Below are 23,210 nucleotides of genomic sequence, written 5' to 3'. Positions count from 1 at the left end.
GCGTTGAATATCAAAAAATCGATTTCGGTAGTACTTCCCAACTATAATGGAAGAGATTTGCTGGCAGCAAACCTGCCTTCTGTATATACTGCGCTTCAGAAAGCCGGAGTTGACCATGAAGTAATCGTTGCCGATGATGCTTCGACAGATGAGTCAGTCATATTTTTAAAAGAAAATTTTAATGACGTTAAGGTTGTTGCCCAAAAAACAAATCGTGGATTTTCACCAACAATAAATAGCGGAATAGAGCTAGCGACAAAGGAACTTGTCCTATTGTTAAACACTGATGTTTCACTGCTACCCGACTATTTTGAGCATCTGTTTCCGTATTTCGACCTCCCAGATACCTTTGGCGTTAGTGGCCGCTTCATTGGGTTAAATGATGAAAAAATACAAGATGCCGGTAAGTACCCGTTGCTGTTAGGATCAAAAAAAATTCAACCATTCAATTTCTATGTCGACAAACCATCTGCGTTGGTAGCAACCCTTTTTGTTTCAGGCGGAGGCGCATTAGTCGATAGAAGGAAATTAAACTCACTAGGCGGTTTTGATGAAATTTTTGCTCCTTTTTATTATGAGGATACCGACTTGTCTATGCGTGCCTGGAGACTGGGCTGGAGGTGCTATTATGAACACAGTGCTGTTTGCCGACATCCAGCCTCTACCACGATTAACAAGTTCAATAAAAAAAGAAGAATTTGGATAACGACACAGCGGAATAAGCTTATTTTTCATTCCTTACATTTGAATGCGCAATCAAAATTGATTTGGTACTCAAGGCAAGCAATAACTCTCGTTATACAAGCGGTAGTATTTCGCTGGAAATACCATATTGCATTTTTTAATTACCTTGGAAAAAGATCAGAAATAAAAAAATCAAAGCAAAGGCTTTTATCAATTTCTAACGCACCTTTAAAGCCGTTAGAAAGAATAGTAGAAGATATCTGTTCAGAACTTGACGAGCAAAAGGTAATTAAGATATAGAAAATGAGTTTCGACATTAAGACCAAACCGGAAATCTATTTCAATGTGGTGCGCAAGGAAATGCTCCCGTTTGTACCCACTGAAGCGAGGGTCGCCTTAGAGATCGGCTGCGGTGATGGAAATTTTGCTGAATTACTTTTATCACGAGGGGTTTTAGAGGTTTGGGGTATCGAATACGAAAAAGAACAAGCCGACATTGCACAAAAAAGAATGACAAAAGTTCTAGTGGGGGATGTAGCCGAACAGCTGACCCGTTTGCCTGACAACTACTTTGATGTGATTATCTGTAATGATGTACTCGAGCACCTGATCGACCCATATACTGTCATTAGTAAACTGAGGCATAAACTGAAAAAGGAAGGCGTCATGATCAGCTCTATTCCAAATATCCGGTACTTCAGAAATCTGTTTGATTACTTTTTTAATAAGAATTGGGATTACACCGATAGTGGAATTATGGACAAAACCCATTTTCGTTTTTTCACCTATCGAAGCATTCGAAAAATGTTTGAGTCGAATGGTTATGAAGTGGTGAAGATGGAAGGCATTAACCCAACCAAATCAATTCGTCCATTCATCTGGAACCTATTCTTCTTAGGAAGTTTCTGGGATATTCGTTACCTACAATTTGCTACCATCGCGAGACCAAAATGAACGACAAAGAGAAAAAAAAAATTTATCGAAAGATAAAGTCAAGGAATATTTCAATTGACCATGCGTGCGAAGGGGGGGTCTACCTTCCTCAAACATCCAACATTATTGATTTTATCAAAGAGGGACGAAGGGCAAGCCTGGTAGAAGCTGATCCGAAAACGGTGAGTATTCTCGAAGACTATTTCAAACAACACAACGTGACCATTTTTCCCGTGGCGGTTTGGTCCAGCTCTGGTACGGTTCGTCTATCGCGCGCTGCCGCATCCACATTTATCTCCGAACTTAAGTCAAGCCCGGCCATTGTGAACGATAAGTACAAAGTTGATATGGACAATAGCTTTGCAGTAAATTGCGTGGTCTTCTCAGAAATAGATAAGGGAGACATCGACCTTTTGAGCGTGGATATTGAAGGGGGAGAGTGGCATGTGATCAACCATTTGAAGAGTAGGCCAAAAGTTATTTCTGTTGAAACACATGGCAAATACTATACTAACCCATTTATCAAGGAAATTACCCAATGGATGATTGACAACCGATATAGCCTCTGGTTTAAAGACGCAAGCGATACTGTTTTTATGAAAAATGAATTGGGTAAGCCATCCGTGAGCGATCAATTAGAAACGGTTTTGTCTGAAGCAAAGATCAGATGGAAAAAGTTCAAACGGGTTTTCAAGAAAAAGTAGTTTACAATTGAAGTTAAATGAAAGTTGCTGGCTTCACCATTGTTCGAAATGCAGTTAAATACGACTACCCAATTGTAGAGGCCATTACTTCTGTGCTGCCACTTTGCGATGAGTTTATTGTTGCAGTTGGAAATTGTGAAGACAATACGCTTGATTTAATCCAGGCCATCAACTCCTCTAAAATTAGAATCATCCACACCGTTTGGGATGATACCCTTCGCGAGGGTGGCCGCGTATTGGCGGTAGAAACAGACAAAGCATTTCAAGCGATAAGTGCTGATGCCGATTGGTGTTTCTACATACAAGCCGATGAGGTTGTACATGAAAAGTATTACGACACCATTCGTCAGGCAATGACCGAGTACAAAGAGAATCGAGCCATTGATGGATTACTTTTTCACTATAAGCACTTTTACGGATCATATGACTATGTCGGAGAATCATGGAATTGGTACCGCAGGGAAATTCGAATCGTCAGAAACGACAAGAGCATTTTCTCCTATCGCGATGCACAAGGGTTCCGGAAGGAACCCAATAAGAAACTGAGTGTAAAATTAATCGATGCTTACATCTATCACTATGGCTGGGTACGCGATCCTCGTGCAATGCAGCATAAACAACGTACTTTTAGTAGTTTCTACCACGATGACAAATGGGTAGATGAACATGTGGCAAAGGCAGCGGAATTTGACTATAGCCAAATAGATTCATTGGCGCTTTTCCTTGACACCCACCCCTCCGTGATGGCCAGGCGGATTAGTGAAAAAAATTGGAAATTTGACTTTGATGTTTCCAAAAAGAATTATTCGCTTAAAGAGAGAATAAAACGCCTTATTGGCTTCCGCATAGGCGAATACAAAAACTATAAAATCATTTAAGTTTAGCCGCCTAGTCTCCCTGTTCTTGACTATTTTTGTGGCCTCATGGAATTTGAAGAAAGCCCCAAGCAATCCTACAGCGACAAAGAGAAAGGAGAGATATTCAATAACGAATTTCTTCCCCATATCAATTCCATGTACAACTTCGGCTATCGACTTACACTTGACAGGGACGATGCCAAAGACTTGGTGCAAGATACCTACTTAAAAGCATTTCGTTTTATAGAATCATTCCAAAAAGGAACTAATGCAAAGGCATGGCTGTTTCGCATCTTGAAAAACAGTTTCATTAACGATTATCGCAAAAAGAGCAAAGAGCCAAACAAAGTAGATTATCAAGAAGTTGAAACGTATTACAACTCGGAAGATGTAAACCGGCAAATAACACCCGACTTGCGCGTAGAAGCGCTGAAAGACATGATGGGTGATGAAATTTCTAACGCGCTTAACTCGTTGGAGATTGATTTTAAAACCGTGATTATTTTGTGCGATTTGGAGGGTTTTAAGTACGAAGAAATGGCCAAGATATTGGATATACCCATTGGCACCGTGCGCAGTAGGTTGCACCGTGCTCGTAATTTGTTGAAAGAGAAATTAAGTGAGTATGCCAAATCGATGGGCTATAAAAATGCATAGCGTATGAATCAATCAAATCCATTTGCCTCCCACAATGCGGCCAAGCCAAATTGTAGAGAAATGTTGCAAACCATTTTGGATGGAGAAGCAACCGATGAGCAAAAAGAATATTTCAAGGAGCACATGGGTTTTTGCATGCCGTGCTACAAATCATACGATTTGGAAATTGCTATTAAACAATTATTGCAAAGCAAATGCTGCGGAGGAGAGGCACCTGCTGATTTGGTCGAACAGATTAAAGCGCAGCTAGCCCAAAAAGCAATCTAATGGCAGGCTCACCTACCGAGACGTCCCCAAAAGGTGGTAAGGCCATTATTTTTTCGGCCCCTTCTGGCTCCGGAAAAACCACCATCGTAAAACACCTTTTAGAAAACAATTCAGATTTAGGATTTTCAATATCTGCCTCCACACGCGACAAACGCGGCCGAACCGAAACAGATGGAAAGGATTATTACTTTCTTTCGCCCGATGAGTTCAAGGAAAAAATTGACAATAACGAGTTTATCGAATGGGAGGAGGTATATGCGGGCAACTTCTATGGCACCCTTAAATCAGAAATAGAGCGCATTTGGCAAGAAGGCAAAAACGTAATCTTTGATGTAGATGTAAAAGGCGGCATCAACCTAAAAAAATATTTTGGCGATAAAGCTCTTGCAATATTTGTAAAAGTACCCTCGTTAGAGGCGTTGGAGGTAAGATTAAAAGACCGTGGCACCGAATCAGAAGAAAGTTTATCGCGCAGATTATTCAAAGCCAAATTTGAAATGACCTTTCAGGATAAGTTTGATGTGGTGCTTTTAAATCAGGATCTCTCCACTTCGCTCGCAGAAGCGCAACGATTGTATGATTCATTTAGAGGCTAAATCTTGAATTTTCTGCTATAATTTTGCAATTTTACTGTCTATAATTTCTTTTCTAAAAACCATGAATGCAAAACTGACACTTACGCTGGATAGCAAAGTAATTCAAAAGGCTAAAAAATACGCTATTGAAAAAGGTATTAGTCTGTCATCAGTAGTTGAAGAGTATCTACAGAAGTTAACACCCACAAAACCATTAGATGAAAAGAGATCTTCGGTTATGGAATTGAAGGGAATACTTGGAAAAGCACCCAACGACTTTGATTATCGTGAAGAGAGATATAGATATCTTATGGAAAAGCATAAGTAATGGTCCCTCAAGTATTTTTAGATACCAATGTAGTTCTCGATCTCGCACTTAACCGGACTGAATTTATTAAAGATGCGGAGTCCATATTTGCATTAAAGGATATGGGTAAGATTGACATCCATATTTCGGCTCTTACTTTATCTATAGTTGCCTATTTCGCTGCTAAACATAAGCAAGATTCATTCGCTATTGTTGGGCGATTCCTAGACTGGATACATGTTATTGATCTTGAATCTATCTTCTTCAAGCAGGTCGTAGCTTCTGACTTTTTGGATTTTGAAGATGGGTTGCAATATTTCAGTGCGATGATGGTGAAAGATATTAAAGCGATTATTACCAGAAACACCAAAGATTTCAAGTCCTCATCAATTCCTGTTTTGACTCCGGCTCAGTTCCTCTCGACAATTGAGAGATGAATCAACGGCAAAAAATCGGTCTCTTCTTTGGTTCCTTTAATCCCATCCATATCGGTCATTTGATTATTGCCAATATTATGGCTGAGAATGTCGACCTGAAAAAAGTTTGGCTGATTGTTTCTCCTCAAAATCCCCTAAAGCCCAGTAAAGGTCTTCTTCATGAGTTTGATCGGTACGACATGGCCAAGGCAGCCGTAGCCGACCATTATAAAATTGAGGTATCGGATGTTGAGTTTCATTTGCCCAAACCAAGCTACACGATTCACACGCTGGCATACCTCACCGAAAAACATCCCGACAAGGATTTTAAAGTAATCATTGGCGAAGACAACCTCGAAAGCTTTGCCAAATGGAAAAACCACGAGCAGATATTGAATCAATATGGCTTATATGTTTATCCACGGCCACATGTAACAAATTCTGACTTAAAGCGTCATGCCCATGTAAAAATGGTGGACGCCCCTTTGCTTGATATTTCTGCTACTTACATCCGTGAATCGATCAAGAACAATAAATCCATTCGCTACCTCGTTCCTGAAGCGGTGGAAGCAATCATTCGGTTGAAGGATTTTTATAAGTAAAATTATAAGGTTAATCTGCCCTGTTTGCAACTTAAACCAGACTCTTAGCGTCTTAGCTTATATTTACTTTTTACCTATGAAAAGACACCTACTCAATTTGGTTTTGATAACCATTTCCTTTTCTTCCTTCGCTGGCGGAATAAGGGGGACTATTAAAGGAGATGACGGAACAGCCCTGGCATTTGCAAGTATTTTTGTCAAGCAAATATCCAACGGTGCGGCCACTGATCTGGAGGGCAAATTCGAATTATCGCTTCCACCCGGCCAATACGATGTCCTCTTTCAATATTTGGGCTACGAAACTCAACAGCAAAAGATAACAGTAGGCGAGGGCTTCACCGAATTAAAAATTGTATTAAAAACCCAAGTTATTGTTTTGCAGAATGTGGTAATCAAAGCTGGCAAAGAAGACCCTGCGTACACCATTATGCGCAAAGCTATCGCGAAAGCAAAATACCATACACAACAACTTGATAGCTATACGGCAAAGGTTTACATCAAAGGTAAAGGGCAGCTGAGAGATTACCCTTGGCTTGCTAAAAAGGCACTCGAGAAGGAAGGAATAACCAAAGACCGTTTGTTTATTTCAGAATCGGTAAGCGAAATCAAGTACACGCGACCAAAAAAATATGAAGAAAAAGTAATTGCCGTGTACACCAACGGCAAAGACCGCAACACATCCCCTAATCAATATGTGTTGGGTAGCTTTTACGAACCCGACATAGCGGAAGTGGTTACTCCGTTGGCGCCATCCGCTTTTTCATACTACAAGTTTGAATATATGGGCTCGTTCAAAGAAGGGCAATACGAAGTGAGCAAAATAAAAGTTACGCCTCGCTCTAAAGGTGACAATGTATTTGAAGGAGTAATTTTTATTGTGGAAGATTGGTGGAGCATACACAGCTTAGATTTAAAAACCATCAAGCTGGGGATCAAAGCGCGTATCCGCCAAATCTACAACCCGATTGAAGACAAAGCGTGGATGCCGATTTCACAGCAGTTTGATGTGGAAGGAAAAGTCTTTGGCTTTGATTTTTACTATAACTACCTGGCCACCACAAAAGATTACAAAATCAAATTGAATCCGGATATGGTAGTAGCCGAAATGAAAGTAATTGACGAAAAAATTGAAAAAGAACAGGCCAAAAAAATTGAAAAAAAATTCAGTAAGAAAGATCAACAGTTACAAGAGCGCTTGGCTTCTGGGAAAGAAGTAACCAATAAAGAGCTTCGGCAAATGGTTCGTGAATACGAAAAGCTAGAACAAAAGGAAACCAAAGAACCTGATGTGGTTTTTGAAAGCAAATATACCGTTGACTCGGCCGCTTATAAAAAAGACTCTACTTTCTGGGCTGATATTCGGCCTGCGGCTCTTTCAAAACAAGAAGAGCGAGGCTATCAAGTAAACGATAGCATGTCGGTAGTTCAAAAGCAACGAGATGAAGGCGATACGCTTCGAAACAAAAAAGGCAAGAAGGGATTTCAGCTTACGGATTTATTAGTTGGCGATACCTACAAAGTTTCTAAAACGTCTGATTTTAGAATCCATTTCCCATACGGTGGATTCAACACGGTGGAAGGCTTTAATCTAATCTACCGTACTAGCCTGTACAAACGATGGACGGTAAAAGACCCGAGAGATACTACCAAAAGAAAAACATCGCGATTGGAGATTAGCCCCATAGCACGTTATGCTTTTGCACGCGAAAAACTAAGCGGCAAGTTGCGAGTGGAATTTAGAGATGCTAAAAAAAGAATTACACTAGAGGGTGGTACCTATATTCAACAATATAACCCCAACGAACCCATTCATTCATTCGTCAATACCGCTACTTCGCTTTTTGTTGGTGAAAATTGGATGAAAATTTATGAGCAAGATTTTGTTGATCTCAAGTACCGACAACGTTTCGATGAAAAATTTACCTTCCATTCACAATTTACGTGGGCGAAGCGCTACGAACTTTTCAACAAATCGAATTATACTTTTTTCAGCGGCAGCAAAGAAAAATACACTGAAAACGCTCCAATCAACTTAGAGAATGCTTCTACTTCTTTTGCCAACAATACGGCATTCATTGGTTCGGTTGGGTTAGAAGCCAGGCCGTGGCAGAAGTTTAGGATTCGCAACGGCAATAAAATTCGCATTCAAAATTCATCACCGTTACTTACACTAGATTATCGCAAAGGCTTTGATGGCTTACTGGGAAGCGAAGTAAGTTTTGATCAATTGGAGATTGGTGCACGTCAGCAAGTAAAATTTGGAATCCGCGGCACATTGGATGTAAACGTAAAGGCTGGCAAGTTTTTCAATGCTGATAAAATTTTCTTTATGGATTATCAGCATTTTTTGGGTAATCGCACTCCTATTATTACCACCGATCCGGTGGGCAGCTTCCGCTTGATGGATTATTATCTTTACAGCACCCGTGATCAATACTTGAGTGTAAACGCTCATTACCACTTGCGAAAGTTTTTGATTACACGCATTCCCTTCATTCGTTTAATGGGTGTGCAAGAAAATTTCTTTGTCAACTATTTGGCCACCCCAAAATCAGGTAATTATACCGAAGTCGGTTATGGGCTTGATGGCATCTTGCGCATATTTAGATTAGAAGGGGCAGTTGCTTTCCAAAATGGTTCGTATATTGATTATGGTTTCCGGATAGGCATTAGCTCTAACCTGAGCGTAAGTTTCGGAGACTAGTGAAGCAATCGTTTAAGTTATCAATTCAATACAATTTTATTCAGCCGTAACTTTGTTAATTGTTTAATTGCCAACTGTCAATTAGTTAACGACCTTTGTGCAATGCCTTTGTCTATTCCAGAATTTTTTTCGCTACGACCTACATTGCCTTTGGTGGATGTTCGCTCCGAAGGCGAGTTTCAAACAGGGCATGTGCCATCGGCTGCAAACATCCCGTTGCTTAACAATGCAGAACGCGTAATTGTGGGCACGGCCTACAAACAACAAGGTCAAGCCATTGCCATCAAAGAGGGTTTCCGATTGGTGGGCCCGCGCTTAGCCTGTATTGTTGATGAAGCAGAAAGGATTTCAAATGGAAAAGAATTGTTAGTGTATTGCTGGCGTGGCGGCATGCGCTCCAACAACTTTGCGCAATTTGCCAACATGGCAAAAATAAAATGCCATACCCTAAAGGGGGGCTATAAAACCTACCGTCAATTTGCCGCTGATTATTTCAGCCAACCCCTTGAGCTAATTTTAATTGGTGGCTGCACAGGCAGCGGCAAAAGTGAAGTGTTGCGAGCTTTAAAATCCGCTGGCGAGCAAATTCTAGATTTAGAAGACTTGGCCAACCACAAAGGATCAGCCTTTGGTGCCCTGATGATGCCCCCTCAGCCAACCACCGAACAATTTCACAACAACTTGTTTGAAGAACTTCTTCAACTTGATTTATCAAAAAGGATTTGGATTGAAGATGAATCCATCACCATTGGCAAAGTTTTTTTACCACCTACTTTCTGGACGCAAATGAAAAACAGCCCAGTCGTCCAAATGGACGTGCCGAAAGAAGTACGCATCCAGCGATTGGTAAACGAATATGGCCATGCCGACCAAGAAGAATTTTTGGCGTGTATGGATAAAATCACCAAGCGGCTAGGGGGGCAACATTACAAAGCGGCCAAAGAAAAATGGTTGGCGGGAGATGCCTTTACCACCATCGATATTTTGTTGACCTATTACGATAAATATTATTCAAGTAGTTTAGAGAATAAATCAAGCCGTGTTGTGGCGTCCATGTTTTGGAATGGAGAAAGTAGCAAGAATTTTGCTAAACAAATTATTGACCTCAAAATAAAGAACCAAATCGATGTCGTTTCATTGTATTCCGGTAAATAAAAAAACTGATGATGGGAACAGTGAATAAAAATATCATCCAAAGAAATTTTTGATTTCTCCGGCTTTTAGTAAACAAATCATAAACATGAAATAAAGCCAATACTAAATGTAATGAAACCAATATTGCAATCAGTAGGTTTTGAAAGTACATCATGCACAAATCAACACATTGAATTTGAAATGGTTAATTTGCCAGTATTATTTTATCGTTAATCAATGGAGTCTATAAAACTCACTCAATTCAGTCACGGTGCTGGCTGTGGATGTAAAATCTCCCCGTCCGTATTAGATACCATGCTTCACTCGGCTTTGCCAAAAGCAAACTTTCCTTCTTTACTGGTTGGCAATGAATCAAAAGATGATGCAGCCGTATTTGATTTAGGCGATGGAACGTGCATTGTAAGCACCACCGATTTTTTTATGCCCATCGTAGATGATGCGTTTACATTTGGTGCAATTGCTTCTGTAAATGCCATAAGCGATGTGTACGCCATGGGTGGCGAACCTTTAATGGCGATTGCCATACTGGGTTGGCCCATCAACAAAATAGCAACAGAGGTAGCGCAGCAAGTATTGGAAGGCAGCCGAAAAATTTGTGCAGAGGCGGGCATTCCCTTGGCTGGTGGTCATAGTATCGATTGCCCCGAACCCGTGTTTGGCCTTGCTGTAACAGGCAAGCTGAAAAATGAAGAACTGAAAAGAAATGATACAGCAAAAGAAGGCGCACTACTTTACCTAACAAAACCGTTGGGCATCGGCATCGTTACCACCGCCCAAAAGAAGGGAATTGTAAAAGAAGAGCATCTACAAAAAGCCGTTGACACGATGTTAACGCTCAACAAAGCCGGTGCTGCTTTTGGAAAGCTAGCGTACATCTCCGCCATGACCGATGTAACTGGCTTCGGTTTGCTCGGTCATCTTGCCGAAGTGTGCGAGGGCAGTGGGCTATCGGCAGAGATCGAATTTGACAAAGTGCCGAAGTTTGATTTTTTAGATTTCTATCTACAACAAAAATCGATGCCAGGGGGCACGCAACGCAATTGGGATAGCTACAGTAGCAAAATTGGCTCGTTAGGCGAAATGCAGCGGGCCGTTTTGGCAGACCCACAAACAAGTGGTGGCTTATTGGTGTGTGTTGATCCGCAACACGCGCATGCATTTGAACAATCCACTAAGGATTTAGGACTTTCTCTAAAGTCATTTGGAAAACTGGTAAAGCAGAACGAAAAATTAATCCATATTCGATGATGAAGGATTGTTTATTTATTGCATTGGCGCTATTGATTTTTGGTTGCGGCTCAAAAAAAGAAAGCAAGTCAGAAAGCAACACATCTCTGATTGATTATACTATCGTAAAAGTTTTTCCGCACGATGCCAAAGCCTTTACACAAGGGCTGGTGGTGGAGCAAGGAAATCTATTGGAAAGTACTGGTCAAAACGGCACCTCTTGGATTGCCGAAGTGGATATCGTTACGGGCAAACAAGAAAAGAAAGTAGAGTTAGACAAACAATATTTTGGTGAAGGCATCACGGTGCTAAACAACAAGATTTATCAACTCACTTGGAAAAGCAAAGTGGGATTCATCTACTCCATAAATTATGAAAAGATTGGCGAGTTTAACTATGACCGCGAAGGATGGGGTATCACCCACAACAGTGAAAATTTGATTGCGAGCGATGGCACAGAGAAATTATACTTTTTAGATACACTTACGTTGGCCGTGAAAAAGACAATAACGGTTTCAGAAAAAGGAAAAGCTATTAACAACCTAAATGAATTGGAATACATTGATGGCTTCATTTATGCCAATGTATGGCAAACCAATTTCATTGTAAAAATCAATCCTGCCAATGGCGAAGTTGTAGGTACACTAGATCTAACCCAAGTGGCCGAGGTAGTGTATCCGGGCAACCCCAATGCCGATGTGTTGAATGGCATCGCTTACGAACCCAAGAGCAAATTGGTTTTGGTTACGGGCAAACTTTGGCCTGCCTTAGTGGCCATTCGATTGAAATAGGCTGATTCGCTTTTCTTTGTTCTAATTTGCCGTGTAGGTGACAAAACGATGAATTGGAAACAACCATCTTTGCCTCGCGTGAGTTAAAGCAGCTATAGAGTCTTCAAAAAGTAAATCCATGAAAAACCTATCAATCGTTCTATGTCTTTTGGTTGCAAACAAACTTTCGGTTGCCCAAACACAGGCCGAACGCATAAAGCATTTCAATACCAAAAAAAATATTGCCATTGAAGGATATGATCCTGTCAGCTACTTTGATGGTAAGCCGCTGGAGGGAAAAAGCGCAATCAACCTCACCCATCAAGGGATTACTTACCATTTTGCCAATGCCACCAACCAGCAAAAGTTTAAAGCCAACCCAGAAAAGTATGAACCAGCCTACGGGGGTTGGTGTGCTTACGCGATGGGCGAAGCGGGCGAGAAAGTTAAAATTGACCCCGAGACCTTTAAAATAATTGACGGCAAAGTTTATTTGTTCTATAACTTTTGGGGCAACAATACCTTAAAAGATTGGAACAAGAACGAAAAGACCTTAAAAACCAAGGGTGATCAAAACTGGAAGCGGTTCTTGCCCTAAAATCAGATGAACGGAAACCATGGAATGTTAATTTTACTATAACTTTACTGCAAAGCAATTTCATGCAACTCACCAACGCCTGCTTAGCAATACTAAAGCAACTTTCTGACTTAGTTGGCCAACTGAATGACGCTGACTTTACAAAGCCTTCCAAGGCATTGAGCTATTCTACCTTAGGGCAGCATTTGCGCCACACCATTGAATTTTTTATCTGCCTGGAAGAGGGGTATCAAAAAGGGATTGTAAACTACGACAAGCGAAGCCACGATAAATTGATCGAAACAGATCGCTTTATTGCCCTCAATAACCTTTCGCGCATCCACCACTTTATTTCGCTCCAACAAATCGATCGGCCATTGCAATTGGAGGTGGGCTACCATACCAGTGATGAGTGCTGTATTTCCATTGCCACCAATTACTGGCGCGAGCTGACCTACAATATCGAACACGCGGTGCATCACATGGCCATTATGAAAATAGGCGTACACGAGGTGTCCCCTCACATCACGCTGCCGCCCGATTTTGGTGTGGCCGTTTCAACCATTCGTTATAAAAAAGGAGGTGCGCTTGCCCCAATCAATCGTTAAGTGAGTGGGTTGGTTGCTTTGCAAAATTTTAAAACAAAACTTTTCCACTGGGAATTTTGGCCTTTTGGCATCATCCAACTTCCGCTTTTTTTTCTTTGGATTTGGTATGCCCTCAAAGAGCGCTCGCTGTTTTATTTCTCCGCCTCCAACCCCAGCATTCTCACTGGTGGCATGATGGGCGAATCGAAATACGAGGTGCTTCAATTGGTTCCTGATTTGGTAAAACCGAAAACGATATTGATTGAGGCCACTGCTTCAAGAGAAAAAGTAGTAGCGCTGTTAAATCAAAATCAGTTGCAGTTGCCCGTCATCTTCAAACCCGATTTAGGCGAACGAGGGTGGATGGTAAGTAAGATAAAATCAATCGGAGATATTGATCAATACCTATCTGAAATACGCATTGATTTTATTGCACAAGAACTGGTGGAGCTGCCCCTAGAGTTTGGTGTGTATTATGTACGCTTTCCCCAAAAGGAAAACGGGTTTGTAAATTCCATCACAGGCAAAAAATTTTTAAGCGTTGTTGGGGATGGGCACAAAACCCTTGGTCAATTGATTGAAGAAAATGATCGAGCCAGAATTCAATGGAACATTCTTGCAGAAAAGTATAAAACGGAATGGAACCATATTCTAAAGCCAGGCGAAGCGATTGAACTTATTTCGATCGGCAACCATTGCTTGGGCACTACATTTTTGAATGCCAATCACTTGATTACCCCCCAACTTTCCGAATCGTTTGACCGCATCAGCAAGCAAATCAAGGGTTTTTATTTTGGCCGATTTGATTTGCGGTGCGCATCAGTAAAGGATTTAGAAAACGGCAACGTAAAAATTGTGGAACTGAATGGATGTGGTGCAGAACCTGCCCACATCTACCACCCTGGCGCAAGTCTTTGGCGTGGCATGGCCGATCTGCTCACCCATTGGAAGAATCTTTATCTCGTTAGCAAACAAAATCACCAACGGGGTGTCCCCTATCTTTCCTTTGCCGAAGGCCGCGCCATCTATAAAAAAGTAAAGTCAATAAAAGCCGCCTAATCAAAATACCCCTTCCTTAATCCATTATTCTTTTTACTTTTAGGGCTTCATATTTACTTAACAAATTCTTCATGAGTTTATTTATAAAGAAGCCCCTTGAGCAATTGATGGCACAAACAGGTGATTCTGGAAATGGCCTTAAGCGCACATTAGGACCTTGGAATCTTATTGCATTAGGCATTGGCGCAATCATAGGTGCAGGGCTATTTGTTCGCACGGCTACAGCGGCAGGAGATGCAGCGGGGCCGGCAGTTGTTATATCGTACATTATTGCTGGAATCGGTTGTGCCTTTGCTGGATTATGTTACGCAGAGTTTGCGTCCATGATACCCATTGCAGGAAGCGCTTATGCCTATGCCTATGTAACCATGGGCGAGTTTATGGCCTGGATCATTGGATGGGCATTGGTATTGGAATATGCACTTGCGGGGGCAACGGTAGCAATATCATGGAGTCAGTATTTAAACAGTTTGCTGGGCGGGGCAATACCTTATGAATTTTGCCATGGACCTTTTGAAACATCCATAGACGGTATTACCGGAATCATCAATGTACCTGCAGTGATCATTCTGATAGTAGTTACATTAATTCTCATTAAAGGAATGCAAGAGTCCGCCTTTATTAATGCGATCATTGTGTTTGTAAAAGTTTCGATCGTTCTGGTTTTTATTTTTTTAGGATGGGGCTTTATAAACGATGCAAATTATACACCTTTTACAATACCCGAAACCATGCCTGGACAAGAAGGATGGAATCGCCACGGCTGGGGAGGAATCTTAGGTGGAGCAGGAATTGTATTTTTTGCTTTTATTGGTTTTGACGCGGTTTCCACAGCCGCCCAAGAGGCTAAAAACCCTAAACGCGATATGCCGATTGGCATTTTGGGTTCACTTATAATCTGCACTATTTTATTCGTGTTGTTTTCACACGTTCTTACGGGCATTGCCAATTGGACAGAATTTAGGGGTGAAGGACGCGAAGCTTCCGTAGTTTATGCAATCAATAAATATATGATTGGGTATGAATGGCTTGGTCCGCTGATCACTGTGGCGATACTGGCCGGATTTACTTCGGTCATTCTAGTCATGCTGATGGGGCAATCGCGGGTCTTCTTCTCCATGTCAAAAGATGGCCTCATTTCAAAGGTGTTCTCAGACTTGCATCCAAAATTTAGAACTCCCTATAAGTCGAATTTGATTTTACTTTTCTGCGTATTACCCTTCGGTGCTTTTTTACCGGAGAGCTTGGTAGGAAACCTAACAAGCTTTGGGACACTCTTCGCATTTGTACTGGTGTGCGTTGGCATTTGGGTGATGAGGATCAAAAATCCCCATGCAGTTCGTCCATTTAAAACACCGTTAGTGCCATTGATTCCGGCATTAGGTGCAATTATCTGTACCGCTCTTATTGTCGGTTTAGACTACAAAACACAACTAATGGCTTTTGGATGGTTGTTGTTCGGGTTAATTATTTATTTTGGATACAGCAAAAGAAACAGCGTGCTGAGGAAAGGCTGATGGTTTGGCACAAAAACTTCGCCTCTAAAAACCAATCGTCAGATACTGTAGGCGATATATAATTCACTCTGTGGTCGTTGCGATTGCGAGTAGTATTAATCTAATCAGTACCTAATCCTTACTTTACTTTGTTTATGTCATAGTATATTTAAAAGTTTTTTCATAGACTTCAAGTAAATTCAATAACGTGCATAATCATGTATTAATTACAGGCGTTGCCGGGATGATCGGTTCTCACTTGTCAGAAATTTTATTGGAAAGAGGCTATGCCGTTACTGGGATTGATGACCTGTCGTACGGAAGCATGAACAATCTATCCAACAGCGTAAAAAATCCTAATTTCAAATTCTATCGCGTTAATATCCTTGATTTTGATACGCTTAAAATTTTGGCCAAAGATGTTACTACGATCATTCATTTGGCTGCGGTAAAGAAAATTTCAGAGAAGGACATTAGCCTGCCCACGCTCATGGTGAATACCAAAGGCACTGAAAATGTTTTTGAAGTGGCTAAAATGTGGGGCTGCAAAGTGGTGTTTGCTTCTACCTCTGATGTGTATGGCATGTCGCCTGATCTGCCACTTAATGAAGATGGTGATTTGCTTATCGGCCCCAGTATGATTAAACGCTGGAGCTATGCTGTTTCTAAATTGTATGGGGAGCAACTTGCTTTTGGTTATTACAACGACCACAAAGTGCCTGTGGTAGTAATTCGTTATTTTGGAGGCTTCAGTCCTCGATCAAATTTTGCCTGGAGTGGCGGGCATGTGCCTATTTTCATCCGAGCTATTTTAAATGATGAAGAAGTGGTGGTGCATGGCGATGGAACCCAAACACGATCAATGGGTTTTGTCACCGATTTGGTGAACGGCACGGTGCTCGCTCTAGAAAGTGAAAAAGCAGTCGGTGAATTGATAAACATTGGCAATGATGAAGAATTGTCTGTTTTGGATACTGCCAAGTTGATTCACGAAATTGCCAATACCGGAAAAAAATTGAAGATCAAATTTGTGCCAATGAGTGAAGTTTTCGGTAAATACAAAGATATTCAGCGAAGAATACCCGATTTACAGAAAGCAAAATCTATTCTTGGATATGCACCACAAGTAAAATTGGCCGAAGCCATTCGCATCACACTAAAGGAGATAGATCAGACCAAATGATTTTTTTTCTGATTCCCGTTTTTAATGAAGAGAAAAATATCCCCAACCTCTACCGCGAGTTAGCTGATTTTTCGTTGCCCGAGGAAGCGTTTTTTGTTTTCTCGGATGATGGATCAACCGATCAATCCAAAGCGATTATTGAAGATTTATTTAAAGATAACTTGTTCATTATTTTGGGAGACGGCATCAACCGTGGACCGGGTGCTGCCTTCAACACCGGCTTTGAATGGATTTTGAATGAGAGCAAATCAGATTCAGATTGCGTAGTCACCTTAGAGGCCGACTGCACTTCTGATCTTTCGATATTACCTGTGATGTTGATGCTGAACAAAATGAAGTACGATTTAGTGCTGGCCTCCGTTTATGCACAAGGTGGAGGCTTTGAGCAAACATCGTTCTATCGAAAGTTTACATCTGCGTGTGCTAATTTCCTTTTTCGGTTTTTGTTTAATGTACAAGTGCTAACGCTAAGTTCATTCTATCGGGTATATAGCCTTTCTATTTTGCAAACGATTAAAAAAGCAAGCCCTGCACTAATAGCCGAGACGGGTTTTATTTGCATGTTAGAAATTTTGGTGAAATGCATAAAGCAAGGAGCAGAAGTAATAGAAGTGCCCATGCGGTTGCACTCAAGCAAGCGCCAAGGCCAATCGAAGATGAAGGTTTTTAAAACAACCCTCCAATATTTTAGATTCCTGTTTAAAAATCGTGATTAGCGTTAACGAGATAATACAGGCATATTTCCCACTAACACTTGCAAGTCTTCGTTATCTACACTCCCCTTTTCGTCTGCTACGATCAAAAAGTTTTCGTAAAGTGTATTTAGTTCTTCGCCTTCAAAATGATAGCCCAACAATTCTGCACGATGTTTTATAAGCTGCATGACCCGGCTGATGGTGTACTTCAGGCAACCAACTGCCCTGGGGCTTTGCTGTTTTACAAAGCTAACCGTTATAATCAATCACCGAAGTTGCTGTCTTAACGTAAGGGCATTGAATAAATATCCCCCTTTTCAGAGGCGGTTATCTTAAGCACATTTGCCAGCACTAATAAAATCAGCTTACGCGATGCCTTAAAGCGATTTAGTTTGGTCAATGCACGAAATTTGTCAAGAGTGATGGTCGTGTGTTCTGCCAAATAAGTCATCAATAATTTTTCATGTTCACCATAGGCAAATCGTATGTCTTTTTTCTTTTTCGACCGCTTAATGATTTCCTGCATCTCAGCGGAAGCTTTAATACTCATGTCGTTCACTCGTACATAGCTTTCTGTAAGACCTTTATCCACAAAAAAGTGTGGACGTTTGTCGCTTTGCGGAATATCATACCGAATAATGAATTTGGTTTCTGAAAGTGCGATAACGGATTCATGATAGACCAATGGTGGCCTGCAAGATTTTTGTAAGGTTTCCACAATACCCATCGATTCGTCTTCTGGAAACTTGACCCCGGAAATATCCCCGTCATCGTTTACCCCTACCAATAATGTGCCCCCGTGGGTATTGGCAAAAGCAATCAACTCACGCACAATCCGACCGGGATCACTCGCTCTTCTTTTAAACTCTAGTTGCCCTCCCTCTCCTTCCGCCACTAACTGTCGCAGCTCAAACAATTGATCTTCATCAAGCTCAATTGCCTCGAGGTCTTTGAGGTGCAGGTGATTCATATTAATTCTGGCGTCCGCTCATCAAGTCATCATCTTCTTCAGTATCGTCTTCGTCAAACGTGGGCATGGTAAACATGCTGCTCAGCAGGTCTTTAAATTGTAAACCCGAACTCAAGTTATGTTTGCTGATGAGGCTGTATTCCGCCAAACCATGAAGGGCAAATTCCATCAAAAACAATTTCATGGAAATGTCTTGTGCTTTATGGTATTCATTCACTAAGTCTGCTAATCCCGGCACTGACTTCAATGTTTTTTCGTAATCGCTATTGGGCATATCGTGCAATAGGTCAAGGCTGTTGCCATCGCCAAACCAGGATGATATTTTTTTGTAAGGGCTTTTCTCTTTTTGTTTTCTGAACTTTTCTGGATCTGGAAAATATTGAATGAACTGTGTCCGAATGGCCTTGCCAACCAAGTTTTGCGCTACTATGCCAGGGCCTTCTTGTTGGCCTTCGTACACCAATTCTACTTTGCCTGTGATGCTGGGAATTACCCCAACAAAATCAGAAATGCGAATAACAGTACTCTTCTCTTGGTTGATCAATGCTCTGCGCTCGGCTGCGGCAATCAAATTTTCGTAAGCAGAAATTGTTAACCGGGCAGATACGCCACTCTTGGCATCCACAAATTCGCTCTTGCGCGCTTCAATGGCAATTTGCTCGATTAAATCTTTCGTGATCTCGGCACCTGAAATTAGTTTCTTTTGGTCTGCGTGAATGTTGGCCTCTTGTTGGGTAATGCGTTTTCCGATTTCCAATGTTTTGGGATAGTGTGTAATGATTTGGCTATCGATGCGGTCTTTTAATGGTGTAACAATGCTTCCGCGATTGGTGTAATCTTCAGGGTTGGCCGTAAACACAAATTGAATTTGCAACGGCAATCGGAGTTTGAAACCGCGAATCTGGATATCGCCCTCTTGTAAAATATTGAAAAGCGCCACTTGAATGCGTGCCTGCAAATCTGGTAATTCGTTAATCACAAAAATGCTGCGGTGCGAGCGAGGTATCAAACCAAAATGAATCACCCGCTCATCTGAATACGGCAACTTTAAAGAAGCAGCTTTGATTGGATCTACATCACCAATTAAATCGGCAATCGATACATCGGGTGTGGCCAATTTTTCGGTGTAGCGGTCATCGCGGTGAAGCCATGTGATGGGGGTGTTGTCGCCCAACTCTTTTACCTTATCCACTCCATAGTGCGAAATGGGATGCAGCGGATCATCATTTAATTCGGAACCTTCAATTACAGGAATGTATTCGTCCAGCAAATGAACCATTAACCGCGCCAACCTCGTTTTGGCTTGCCCGCGCAAACCCAATAAGTTGATGTCATGGCCAGCTAAAATCGCTCTTTCCAAATCGGGTATCACCGTTTCTTCATAGCCCCAAATTCCTTCAAACACATTTTCTTTTTTCTTCAGTTTTGCGATCAGGTTTTGCCTAAGCTCTTCTTTAATGGTTTTGTATTGGTAGCCTGCCTTTTTTAATTCGCTCAGTGTTTTGATATTTTCATTTTTGTTCATTCTAGAATAAGTAGTTAGGAGTTAGAATATAGTAGTTAGGAAATTGCCTCTTATAAATTTTTAGTTCGGTTTCTCTTAAAATCTTCAAACACCAAATTGCCCAAGCCCTTTAAGCTGCTGTAGTAGGCGTTGCCGTTGTTGGCTTTTGTAAACTCGCGAACGAAGGTTTTTAAGTAGGGGTCGGTGGCAATCATAAAAGTAGTAACAGGCACTTTTATTTTCCGCAATTGCGTGGCCAAGTCAAGGGTTTTGTTCAATATTTTTTGATCAAGCCCAAAACTGTTTTTATAATACTTGATCCCTTGCTTGATGCACGTGGGCTTGCCATCGGTGATCATGAAAATTTGCTTGTTGCTATTTTTTTTACGCCTTAAAATATCCATCGCCAGCTCAAGCCCCGCCACGGTATTGGTGTGATACGGCCCCACTTGCAGGTAAGGCAAATCTTTGATTTCAATTTGCCACGCATCATCACCAAAAACCAAAATATCCAGCGTGTCTTTTGGGTATTTTTTGGTGATCAATTCAGACAAGGCCATGGCAACGGTTTTGGCTGGAGTGATGCGATCTTCACCATACAAAATCATGGAATGAGAAATATCGATCATCAGCACGGTGGAGGTTTGGGTTTTAAACTCGTTCTCCATCACCTCCAGGTCATTTTCAGTCATTAGAAAATCGTCTAGCCCATGGTTCACTTGGGCATTGCGCAGCGAATCAGTAACTGAAATGTTTTCCACCGAGTCGCCAAATTCATACTCGCGTCTATCGGTGGTGGTTTCATCGCCACGGCCACTGTGCGGAGTTTTGTGATCTCCCCCTTTTGTTTTTTTTAGTTTCCCAAAAATTTCTTCCAAGGCGCGCTCACGTAAGTTCTGTTCGGCTTTTGCCTTTAATTTGAATTCTCCCTTGGGTCCTTCATCGGTGATGTACCCATTTCTTTTGAGGTCTTCAATAAAATCGCCCATTCCATACTTATCGTTGGTGAGACCATATTGTTTGTCCACTTCGGTGAGCCATTGCAATGCCTCGCCCACATTGCCGGCCGTAATCAATACCAACTGCATGAAAATCTTCAGCAATCGTTCGAAATCGCTCTTCTCTTGATCGGGTGGGGGGGTGAATTTTGAAAACCGGTGGCCAAGCATTCTTTAATTTGTGATTTTATGTTTACAATTTAGTCTTCCCGGAAAGGCTAGAACCAGTTGGGATCATTTGTAGTTAATTAACCAAATAATTGCGCAATCTGTTTCTTTTGGGCTAAACTTTACTTCATCTATGTTCTTGCAAAGCTCTTCACTAAAATTATGATCAAATTGTGACCCCCAACTAAGCTACGATTATTTTGTTTCAACACTTTCAACTCTCGCCCCCACTGCTATCACACCCTGCAAAGTATCTTGCCGCATAAATTGCTCAAAGGTGATTTTGTATTTACCCGCTGTGTGAAAAATATAATTCGAAAGAATGGGAAATTGATGGTCGTACAAATCGCCAATGCCACTTTGGCCAAATGGCTCGCCTGTTTTTTGATCGAATAGATTTTCGCCAATCATTTTTTTTTCTAGGTTCGCACTGGTTGAGTCTTGTAACGTATAATTAACAAAAATCCGTGAGTAGGGGTAATCCAACGAATTGCGTACGTTGAGGTATACGTTGTAACGCTGAACGGTATCAGTAATTTCAAATTCCACCGAAACCTTCTCGCTGACATTCCAACTTCTGTTTTTAAACTCCATGTTGGTTTCATACAATCGGCTGGAGTCGCAGGCGGTTGCAAAAAATAAGCAACCAGTCAACAATGCTAAAACTACTTTGGTCATGAAGGATTTTCTGGAGTATTGGTATTGCCAGGCTTTTGATTGGGGTTGCGCGGAGGATTATTTCTGTTTCGGTCTCTATTTTGGTTTTGGTTGTTCGGGCGATTGGGGCGCCCACCATTTGGCTGACCGCTTTGCTTGTTTTGATTACGATTTTGATTTTGCCCCCCCTGCCTGTTTTGATTTGGGTTTTGGCCGCGGGATGCATTTTGGTTTTGTCCCTCTGGTCTGTTTTGCGTTTGTCCAGATGGCCGATTAGTTGGGTTGGCGCCAGCTTGATTCTGCGGCCGGTTGGGTCGGTTATCGCGATTGCGGTTTTGATTTTTACTTTTTCCTGTCTTCTTGAATTTTTTGTCCATTGTCTCCAAGTCGCTATTGAGTACACTTAGTGGAGCACGAACTTCTTCTTTATCTACCTTCAAGGTTGCAGGTTTTTTACCTTCTTTATTCAAGGCTAATATTTCATTCACACGGTCTACATCGAGCGGATACCAATTGTTGTCTTCTTTATAACCAAACCACATGATCTTGCGGAAGATGTCAGTCTTTTGCAAGCGAGCTTCTCCTTGTTCGGTCAATAAAGGCCGTTCCACCTCGGGAATAAACTTCAACGCCTCCATGTATGTCTCCAACTCATAATTCAGGCAACATTTCAATCGGCCGCACTGGCCAGAAAGTTTGCTGGGGTTGAGCGAGAGGTTTTGATAACGGGCAGCGCTGGTGGCCACATTTTTAAAATCGCTTAGCCATGTAGAGCAACACAATTCTCGTCCGCACACGCCAACACCACCAATTCTTCCTGCTTCTTGGCGCAAACTAATTTGGCGCATCTCCACCCGCACTTTAAACTCTGCTGCCAGTTGCTTAATCAATTCACGAAAATCAACACGGTCCTCCGCAGAGTAAAAGAAAGTAGCTTTGGTATTGTCGGCTTGATATTCGACATCTGAAAGTTTCATATCAAGCTTGTATTGCTTGATAATTTCGCGGCTGCGGTAAAGGGTTGGGTTTTCGCGCTTTTTGGTTTCTTCGTATTTGTCCAAATCGCGTTGGTTGGCCACACGATAAATTTTCCTGATTTCATCATCGTTGGCCACTTTTTTCTTTTGCATTTGCAAGCGCACCAATTCGCCTTGCAACGATACGTGCCCAATGTGGTGACCACTTTGGGTTTCCAGCACCACTGCATCGCCCGTAGTCAGCATCAGTTTATCTGTATTGCGATAAAAATCTTTGCGGCCATTTTTAAAACGAACCTCCACCACATTGAATTTATCTTCCACCGGCATATCCATGTTGGAAAGCCAATCGAACACATTCATTTTATTGCAACCGCCAGTGCCACACGCACCATTATTTTTACAGCCACCTACTTTGTCGCCTTTTTTCGTTCCACATGCACAGCCCATCGTTCAGGTATTGAGAGTTAAAAGGTTAAAG

At 41.6% G+C, this 23,210-nt stretch carries 27 protein-coding genes; 20 read left to right on the top strand and 7 right to left on the bottom strand.

From position 1 onward, the window contains the following. The first annotated feature begins 3 nt into the window (after nucleotides 1-3). The 12 genes from KA713_13200 (at nucleotide 4) to mnmH (ending at nucleotide 9,861) form a co-directional block, all read left to right on the top strand. Nucleotides 4-984 carry a glycosyltransferase family 2 protein gene (locus KA713_13200; GenBank protein UXE65431.1) on the top strand — a complete coding sequence of 327 codons (981 nt, stop codon included), beginning with the start codon at nucleotides 4-6 and terminating at the stop codon, nucleotides 982-984. 3 nt (nucleotides 985-987) lie between these two features. Further along, on the top strand, nucleotides 988-1,638 hold the full coding sequence (locus KA713_13195) for a class I SAM-dependent methyltransferase (protein ID UXE65430.1): 651 nt from the start codon (nucleotides 988-990) through the stop codon (nucleotides 1,636-1,638). Next, complete coding sequence (locus KA713_13190) at nucleotides 1,635-2,321, top strand: FkbM family methyltransferase (protein UXE65429.1); 687 nt, start codon at nucleotides 1,635-1,637, stop codon at nucleotides 2,319-2,321. Before KA713_13195 ends, KA713_13190 begins: the two co-directional genes overlap by 4 nt. A gap of 17 nt (nucleotides 2,322-2,338) precedes the next feature. Beyond that, nucleotides 2,339-3,199 carry a glycosyltransferase family 2 protein gene (locus KA713_13185; GenBank protein ID UXE65428.1) on the top strand — a complete coding sequence of 287 codons (861 nt, stop codon included), beginning with the start codon at nucleotides 2,339-2,341 and terminating at the stop codon, nucleotides 3,197-3,199. A gap of 45 nt (nucleotides 3,200-3,244) precedes the next feature. Beyond that, nucleotides 3,245-3,835, top strand: coding sequence for a sigma-70 family RNA polymerase sigma factor (locus tag KA713_13180; GenBank protein UXE65427.1), 591 nt, complete (start codon nucleotides 3,245-3,247; stop codon nucleotides 3,833-3,835). A gap of 3 nt (nucleotides 3,836-3,838) precedes the next feature. Next, complete coding sequence (gene rsrA, locus KA713_13175; protein ID UXE65426.1) at nucleotides 3,839-4,102, top strand: mycothiol system anti-sigma-R factor; 264 nt, start codon at nucleotides 3,839-3,841, stop codon at nucleotides 4,100-4,102. Beyond that, complete coding sequence (gene gmk / locus KA713_13170) at nucleotides 4,102-4,698, top strand: guanylate kinase (GenBank protein ID UXE65425.1); 597 nt, start codon at nucleotides 4,102-4,104, stop codon at nucleotides 4,696-4,698. The genes rsrA and gmk overlap by 1 nt, the downstream gene beginning before the upstream one ends. A gap of 61 nt (nucleotides 4,699-4,759) precedes the next feature. Beyond that, a complete protein-coding gene (locus tag KA713_13165; GenBank protein UXE65424.1) occupies nucleotides 4,760-5,005 on the top strand; it encodes a hypothetical protein in 246 nt (81 codons plus the stop codon). After that, entirely contained in the window at nucleotides 5,005-5,421 is a 417-nt protein-coding gene (locus KA713_13160; GenBank protein UXE65423.1) for a PIN domain nuclease, read from the top strand. Before KA713_13165 ends, KA713_13160 begins: the two co-directional genes overlap by 1 nt. Continuing rightward, complete coding sequence (locus tag KA713_13155) at nucleotides 5,418-6,002, top strand: nicotinate-nucleotide adenylyltransferase (protein ID UXE65422.1); 585 nt, start codon at nucleotides 5,418-5,420, stop codon at nucleotides 6,000-6,002. The genes KA713_13160 and KA713_13155 overlap by 4 nt, the downstream gene beginning before the upstream one ends. A gap of 76 nt (nucleotides 6,003-6,078) precedes the next feature. Next, nucleotides 6,079-8,706 (top strand): carboxypeptidase-like regulatory domain-containing protein, encoded by a 2,628-nt coding sequence (locus KA713_13150; GenBank protein ID UXE65421.1) that lies wholly within the window; start codon nucleotides 6,079-6,081, stop codon nucleotides 8,704-8,706. Between the two features lie 102 nt (nucleotides 8,707-8,808). Then, entirely contained in the window at nucleotides 8,809-9,861 is a 1,053-nt protein-coding gene (mnmH, locus tag KA713_13145) for a tRNA 2-selenouridine(34) synthase MnmH (GenBank protein ID UXE65420.1), read from the top strand. Here mnmH and KA713_13140 read toward each other — a convergent pair. Continuing rightward, nucleotides 9,812-9,961 (bottom strand): PLDc N-terminal domain-containing protein, encoded by a 150-nt coding sequence (locus KA713_13140; protein UXE65419.1) that lies wholly within the window; start codon nucleotides 9,959-9,961, stop codon nucleotides 9,812-9,814. The genes mnmH and KA713_13140 overlap by 50 nt on opposite strands. Before the next feature lie 116 nt (nucleotides 9,962-10,077). On the opposite strand from KA713_13140, the gene selD reads away from it, so the two are divergent. The 8 genes from selD to KA713_13100 all read left to right on the top strand — a co-directional run bounded on the left by selD (nucleotide 10,078) and on the right by KA713_13100 (nucleotide 17,476). Next, complete coding sequence (selD, locus tag KA713_13135) at nucleotides 10,078-11,109, top strand: selenide, water dikinase SelD (protein UXE65418.1); 1,032 nt, start codon at nucleotides 10,078-10,080, stop codon at nucleotides 11,107-11,109. Then, nucleotides 11,106-11,879, top strand: coding sequence for a glutaminyl-peptide cyclotransferase (locus KA713_13130; GenBank protein ID UXE65417.1), 774 nt, complete (start codon nucleotides 11,106-11,108; stop codon nucleotides 11,877-11,879). Before selD ends, KA713_13130 begins: the two co-directional genes overlap by 4 nt. Nucleotides 11,880-11,997: 118 nt before the next feature. Further along, nucleotides 11,998-12,456 carry a YHS domain-containing protein gene (locus tag KA713_13125; protein ID UXE65416.1) on the top strand — a complete coding sequence of 153 codons (459 nt, stop codon included), beginning with the start codon at nucleotides 11,998-12,000 and terminating at the stop codon, nucleotides 12,454-12,456. A gap of 62 nt (nucleotides 12,457-12,518) precedes the next feature. Further along, on the top strand, nucleotides 12,519-13,043 hold the full coding sequence (locus KA713_13120) for a hypothetical protein (GenBank protein UXE65415.1): 525 nt from the start codon (nucleotides 12,519-12,521) through the stop codon (nucleotides 13,041-13,043). After that, nucleotides 13,044-14,081 carry a hypothetical protein gene (locus KA713_13115; GenBank protein ID UXE65414.1) on the top strand — a complete coding sequence of 346 codons (1,038 nt, stop codon included), beginning with the start codon at nucleotides 13,044-13,046 and terminating at the stop codon, nucleotides 14,079-14,081. 71 nt (nucleotides 14,082-14,152) lie between these two features. Next, entirely contained in the window at nucleotides 14,153-15,598 is a 1,446-nt protein-coding gene (locus tag KA713_13110) for an amino acid permease (GenBank protein UXE65413.1), read from the top strand. A gap of 187 nt (nucleotides 15,599-15,785) precedes the next feature. Then, nucleotides 15,786-16,760: a GDP-mannose 4,6-dehydratase gene (locus tag KA713_13105; GenBank protein ID UXE65412.1), complete on the top strand. Its 975-nt coding sequence runs from the start codon at nucleotides 15,786-15,788 to the stop codon at nucleotides 16,758-16,760. Next, entirely contained in the window at nucleotides 16,757-17,476 is a 720-nt protein-coding gene (locus tag KA713_13100) for a glycosyltransferase family 2 protein (protein UXE65411.1), read from the top strand. Before KA713_13105 ends, KA713_13100 begins: the two co-directional genes overlap by 4 nt. Before the next feature lie 2 nt (nucleotides 17,477-17,478). Here the strand turns inward: KA713_13100 and KA713_13095 are convergent, their stop codons facing one another. From KA713_13095 to KA713_13070, 6 genes are all read right to left on the bottom strand, one after another. Further along, a complete protein-coding gene (locus KA713_13095) occupies nucleotides 17,479-17,643 on the bottom strand; it encodes a hypothetical protein (GenBank protein UXE65410.1) in 165 nt (54 codons plus the stop codon). A 95-nt stretch (nucleotides 17,644-17,738) separates the two neighbouring features. Then, nucleotides 17,739-18,425 (bottom strand): ATP-binding protein, encoded by a 687-nt coding sequence (locus KA713_13090; protein UXE65409.1) that lies wholly within the window; start codon nucleotides 18,423-18,425, stop codon nucleotides 17,739-17,741. Between the two features lies 1 nt (nucleotide 18,426). Next, nucleotides 18,427-19,950, bottom strand: coding sequence for a magnesium chelatase (locus KA713_13085; GenBank protein ID UXE65408.1), 1,524 nt, complete (start codon nucleotides 19,948-19,950; stop codon nucleotides 18,427-18,429). Nucleotides 19,951-20,000: 50 nt separating this feature from the next. Continuing rightward, nucleotides 20,001-21,098: a hypothetical protein gene (locus KA713_13080; protein UXE65407.1), complete on the bottom strand. Its 1,098-nt coding sequence runs from the start codon at nucleotides 21,096-21,098 to the stop codon at nucleotides 20,001-20,003. Nucleotides 21,099-21,290: 192 nt separating this feature from the next. Continuing rightward, nucleotides 21,291-21,773, bottom strand: a complete 483-nt coding sequence (locus KA713_13075) for a gliding motility lipoprotein GldH (GenBank protein UXE65406.1) — start codon at nucleotides 21,771-21,773, stop codon at nucleotides 21,291-21,293. Then, nucleotides 21,770-23,092: a Signal peptidase-like protein gene (locus KA713_13070; GenBank protein ID UXE69126.1), complete on the bottom strand. Its 1,323-nt coding sequence runs from the start codon at nucleotides 23,090-23,092 to the stop codon at nucleotides 21,770-21,772. The genes KA713_13075 and KA713_13070 overlap by 4 nt, the downstream gene beginning before the upstream one ends. Between the last annotated feature and the right edge of the window lie 118 nt (nucleotides 23,093-23,210).

This window comes from Chryseotalea sp. WA131a, from assembly GCA_025370075.1.
Lineage (GTDB): Bacteria > Bacteroidota > Bacteroidia > Cytophagales > Cyclobacteriaceae > ELB16-189.
This window is presented reverse-complemented; position numbering and strand designations above follow the sequence as displayed.

What these genes read in the sequence shown, in the direction of transcription:
- KA713_13095 (UXE65410.1), bottom strand. Translation starts at nt 17,643, where the DNA reads ATGCAGCTTATAAAACATCGTGCAGAATTGTTGGGCTATCATTTTGAA.
- selD (UXE65418.1), top strand. Translation starts at nt 10,078, where the DNA reads ATGGAGTCTATAAAACTCACTCAATTCAGTCACGGTGCTGGCTGTGGA.
- KA713_13180 (UXE65427.1), top strand. Translation starts at nt 3,245, where the DNA reads ATGGAATTTGAAGAAAGCCCCAAGCAATCCTACAGCGACAAAGAGAAA.
- gmk (UXE65425.1), top strand. Translation starts at nt 4,102, where the DNA reads ATGGCAGGCTCACCTACCGAGACGTCCCCAAAAGGTGGTAAGGCCATT.
- KA713_13190 (UXE65429.1), top strand. Translation starts at nt 1,635, where the DNA reads ATGAACGACAAAGAGAAAAAAAAAATTTATCGAAAGATAAAGTCAAGG.
- KA713_13100 (UXE65411.1), top strand. Translation starts at nt 16,757, where the DNA reads ATGATTTTTTTTCTGATTCCCGTTTTTAATGAAGAGAAAAATATCCCC.
- KA713_13120 (UXE65415.1), top strand. Translation starts at nt 12,519, where the DNA reads ATGCAACTCACCAACGCCTGCTTAGCAATACTAAAGCAACTTTCTGAC.
- KA713_13090 (UXE65409.1), bottom strand. Translation starts at nt 18,425, where the DNA reads ATGAATCACCTGCACCTCAAAGACCTCGAGGCAATTGAGCTTGATGAA.
- KA713_13165 (UXE65424.1), top strand. Translation starts at nt 4,760, where the DNA reads ATGAATGCAAAACTGACACTTACGCTGGATAGCAAAGTAATTCAAAAG.
- KA713_13150 (UXE65421.1), top strand. Translation starts at nt 6,079, where the DNA reads ATGAAAAGACACCTACTCAATTTGGTTTTGATAACCATTTCCTTTTCT.
- KA713_13195 (UXE65430.1), top strand. Translation starts at nt 988, where the DNA reads ATGAGTTTCGACATTAAGACCAAACCGGAAATCTATTTCAATGTGGTG.
- KA713_13080 (UXE65407.1), bottom strand. Translation starts at nt 21,098, where the DNA reads ATGCTTGGCCACCGGTTTTCAAAATTCACCCCCCCACCCGATCAAGAG.
- KA713_13185 (UXE65428.1), top strand. Translation starts at nt 2,339, where the DNA reads ATGAAAGTTGCTGGCTTCACCATTGTTCGAAATGCAGTTAAATACGAC.
- mnmH (UXE65420.1), top strand. Translation starts at nt 8,809, where the DNA reads ATGCCTTTGTCTATTCCAGAATTTTTTTCGCTACGACCTACATTGCCT.
- KA713_13075 (UXE65406.1), bottom strand. Translation starts at nt 21,773, where the DNA reads ATGACCAAAGTAGTTTTAGCATTGTTGACTGGTTGCTTATTTTTTGCA.
- KA713_13160 (UXE65423.1), top strand. Translation starts at nt 5,005, where the DNA reads ATGGTCCCTCAAGTATTTTTAGATACCAATGTAGTTCTCGATCTCGCA.
- KA713_13110 (UXE65413.1), top strand. Translation starts at nt 14,153, where the DNA reads ATGAGTTTATTTATAAAGAAGCCCCTTGAGCAATTGATGGCACAAACA.
- KA713_13085 (UXE65408.1), bottom strand. Translation starts at nt 19,950, where the DNA reads ATGAACAAAAATGAAAATATCAAAACACTGAGCGAATTAAAAAAGGCA.
- rsrA (UXE65426.1), top strand. Translation starts at nt 3,839, where the DNA reads ATGAATCAATCAAATCCATTTGCCTCCCACAATGCGGCCAAGCCAAAT.
- KA713_13125 (UXE65416.1), top strand. Translation starts at nt 11,998, where the DNA reads ATGAAAAACCTATCAATCGTTCTATGTCTTTTGGTTGCAAACAAACTT.
- KA713_13070 (UXE69126.1), bottom strand. Translation starts at nt 23,092, where the DNA reads ATGAATGTGTTCGATTGGCTTTCCAACATGGATATGCCGGTGGAAGAT.
- KA713_13155 (UXE65422.1), top strand. Translation starts at nt 5,418, where the DNA reads ATGAATCAACGGCAAAAAATCGGTCTCTTCTTTGGTTCCTTTAATCCC.
- KA713_13130 (UXE65417.1), top strand. Translation starts at nt 11,106, where the DNA reads ATGATGAAGGATTGTTTATTTATTGCATTGGCGCTATTGATTTTTGGT.